The sequence below is a fragment of the Mycobacterium sp. genome (assembly GCF_049281135.1).
In the GTDB taxonomy this organism is placed as follows: domain Bacteria; phylum Actinomycetota; class Actinomycetes; order Mycobacteriales; family Mycobacteriaceae; genus Mycobacterium.
In genome coordinates, this window is sequence record NZ_JBAPRN010000152.1 from 1 (window position 1) to 3,153 (window position 3,153).

General features: G+C 64.0%; 3 protein-coding genes. 1 reads left to right on the top strand and 2 read right to left on the bottom strand.

The features are described from left to right. Positions 1-445 precede the first annotated feature (445 nt). Together tyrS and WAN02_RS06370 are read right to left on the bottom strand one after the other, a co-directional pair. A complete protein-coding gene (tyrS, locus tag WAN02_RS06365) occupies positions 446-1,720 on the bottom strand; it encodes a tyrosine--tRNA ligase (RefSeq protein ID WP_422263322.1) in 1,275 nt (424 codons plus the stop codon). A 64-nt stretch (positions 1,721-1,784) separates the two neighbouring features. Continuing rightward, the gene (locus WAN02_RS06370; protein WP_422263323.1) at positions 1,785-2,396 is read right to left on the bottom strand and encodes a DNA-3-methyladenine glycosylase; all 612 of its coding nucleotides are present in this window, start codon (positions 2,394-2,396) and stop codon (positions 1,785-1,787) included. A 58-nt stretch (positions 2,397-2,454) separates the two neighbouring features. On the opposite strand from WAN02_RS06370, the gene WAN02_RS06375 reads away from it, so the two are divergent. Then, positions 2,455-3,153: ABC transporter ATP-binding protein (locus WAN02_RS06375; protein WP_422263324.1), on the top strand; the 699-nt coding region annotated here is incomplete at its 3' end.

Here is a 3,153-nt window from a genome sequence, read left to right on the forward strand (position 1 = left end):
CATGTGTTAAGCACGCCGCCAGCGTTCGTCCTGAGCCAGGATCAAACTCTCCAAACAAAAACCCCCACCACACAGGCAGGCGAATCCAATCAGAACAATCTGAACCCAACAAAAAGACACCAAAAAACTGGCATCACAAAAACAAACCACACCCCCAACACGGGAAGCTGAAAGGCATGGCAAAAAACAACAACAAAAACAAAACCACCAAACACACTATTGAGTTCTCAAACAACACCCCAACCGGCCGCGCAACAAGACCCGCGGCTCTTGGCCGCTCACTCGCTGTACGGACGACGAAAGCACACCACCGAAGTGGAACTTCCCTCTTGGACATCGCCGCGCTCGACGGACTGACCGTGTCGCGGCGACGCGATTAAGTTACGCGACCGGAAACTCGCAGTCAAACAAGCTGCTAGACGGCGTGTTTCGGGCTGCGCCAAGGTCAGCCGAGGCGCTCGACTCCGGCGATGTTTCGCTTGCCACGGCGTAGCACCAGCCACCGTCCATGCAGGAAGTCGGTGGGTTGCGGCGCCCAGGTCTCGTCGTCGATTTTGGTGTTGTTGACGTACGCCCCGCCCTCGGCGATGGTGCGCCGCGCGGCCCCTTTGCTTGGTGCCAGGCCGCTGGCGACAAGCAGGTCGACGATTCCGTCCGGTGTTCCCGTTGTCAGCTCGGCGATCGACGTCTCCCGCAGAGCGGCCCGCAACGTGGCGTCGTCCAGGCGGGCCAGTTCCCCACGCCCGAACAATGCCGCGCTCGCGTGTTCGACGGCTTCGGTGGCGTGCTCGCCGTGCACGAGGGTCGTGAGCTCGCGCGCCAATCGGCGTTGTGCCTCGCGCTGCTGCGGTCGCTCCGCGGTAACCGCCTCCAGTTCGGCCACCTCGTCGGCCGACAGGAAGGTGAACCAGCGCAGGTACCGGATGACGTCGGCGTCGGCGGTGTTGACGAAGTACTGGTACCAGGCATACGGCGTCGTCATCTCGGGGTCCAGCCACAGGTTGCCCCCGCCAGTGGACTTTCCGAACTTCGTCCCGTCCGCGGAGGTCACCAACGGAACCGTGAGGGCATGCACCGCGGCGGCCGACTTCTGCCGCACCAACCGGACGCCGGCGATGATGTTGCCCCACTGATCGGATCCGCCGATTTGAAGCACGCACCGATGGCGTCGATGCAGTTCGACGTAGTCGTTGGCCTGCAACAGCATGTAGCTGAACTCGGTGTAGGAGATCCCCTCACCTTCGAGCCGTCGCCGGATGGTGTCTCGATCAAGCATCACGTTGACCGAGAAATGTTTGCCGACGTCGCGCAGGAGCTCGATCGCCGACATTGCGCTGGTCCACTCGAGGTTGTTCTCGACAATGGCGCCCGCCGGTGAGCTGTCGAAGTCGACGAATCGCTCGAGCTGTCCGCGAATTCGCTCGGTCCATTCCTGGACCGTCACATCGGTGTTGAGCACCCGCTCGCCGGTTTCGCGCGGGTCACCGATCAGCCCGGTGGCACCACCGGCAAGAACGATCGGCCGGTGGCCGGACTGCTGAAAACGCCGCAGCGTCAACAGCGGCACCAGATGACCGGCGTGCAGACTCGGCGCGGTGGGATCAAATCCCGCATACAGGGTGATCGGACCGTCGGCGGCATCCTTGGTCAGCGCGTCAAGGTCGGTGGACTGCGCGATCAGTCCACGCCAGTTCAGCTCCTCGAGGATTTCAGCAGCCACAGTCGTAGATCTTCGCGCATCTGCGTGACGCGCCCGCGGCGGGCGACCGGGACGGCGCGTCGAATCAGTCGCTGGCGCCCGGTGCCGGCGCTCGTGGACTGCGCCGGTAGGCGGAGACTTCTGCCTGGCCGGGCAACCACAGCCGCCACGGCCGGTCGGCAGCCTGGCTGACTCCGACCCGAGGTCCCGCACTGGCTTCGGGCGCGTCGTTGAGTGTCAACCGTATTGGACTGTCGCTATCAAATAAGTCGATTCCGTTGTCGGCCATGGTGATTCCAGCGGCCGAGCAGAGATTCCCCGGCCCACGCGCCAGTGCGCGGGGGCGGATCGCCGCTCCGCGCCGGGACTGGGCGATGTCGAACCCGGTGTCGACGACTGCAGCCCTGAGCAGGACGGCGGCCGCGATTCCGTCGGGTCCGCAGACCACGTTCGCACAGACGTGGATGCCGTGGCTGAGGTAGGTGTAAAGCCGACCGGACGGGCCGAACATCACCGTGTTGCGGGCGGTCACACCGCGGTATGAGTGCGCCGCGGCGTCCGGCCAGGGGCCATCGGGTCCCCCACCGTAGGCCTCGACCTCGACGATTGTCGCGATAACGCCACGACCGGTGAGGGTTGCGCCAAGTAGTCGATGCGCGGCGTCGACCGGGTCGACCGCAAGTTGGTCAGCGCCCACCAGACAGATTCTGCCCGCGATTCTTGACAGCCGACCAGCAGGGGTGAATATTCATCGTATGATGACTTCATCAAATGATGAATTAACGTCAACGGGTCATGAGGTAGCGATCGACATCACCCACTTGCGGGTGGTTCGCGGCAAACGGCTTGCACTGCACGACTTCTCGGTGCGGGTGGCCCGCGGCAGTATCACCGGTCTGCTCGGACCGTCGGGCTGCGGAAAGACCACGTTGATCCGATGCATTGTCGGCACCCAGCTCGTCGCGTCGGGCACCGTGCGGGTGCTCGGTTTGCCCGCTGGGTCCTCGGCGTTGCGGCACCGGATCGGTTACCTGCCACAGGATCCGACGATCTACGACGACTTGCGGATCGTCGACAACGTTCGATATTTCGCAGCGCTCTACGGTTTTGGCGGCGACGCCGCCGACTCCGCGATCGACCGGGTGGGCCTCAGCGATCACAGCACCGCCTACTGCGGCAACTTGTCCGGTGGTCAGCGCACCAGGGTGTCGCTGGCGTGTGCGTTGGTCTGCCGGCCCGAGCTACTGGTCCTCGACGAGCCGACGGTGGGTTTGGACCCGGTACTGCGTGCAGATCTGTGGGAGCAGTTCACCGACCTGGCTCGCGGCGGGACCACCCTGCTGGTTTCCAGCCATGTGATGGACGAAGCCGATCACTGCGGGGACCTGTTGCTGATGCGAGATGGCCGCCTCGTCGCGCAGACCACTCCGAACCAACTACGAGAGGACACCGGA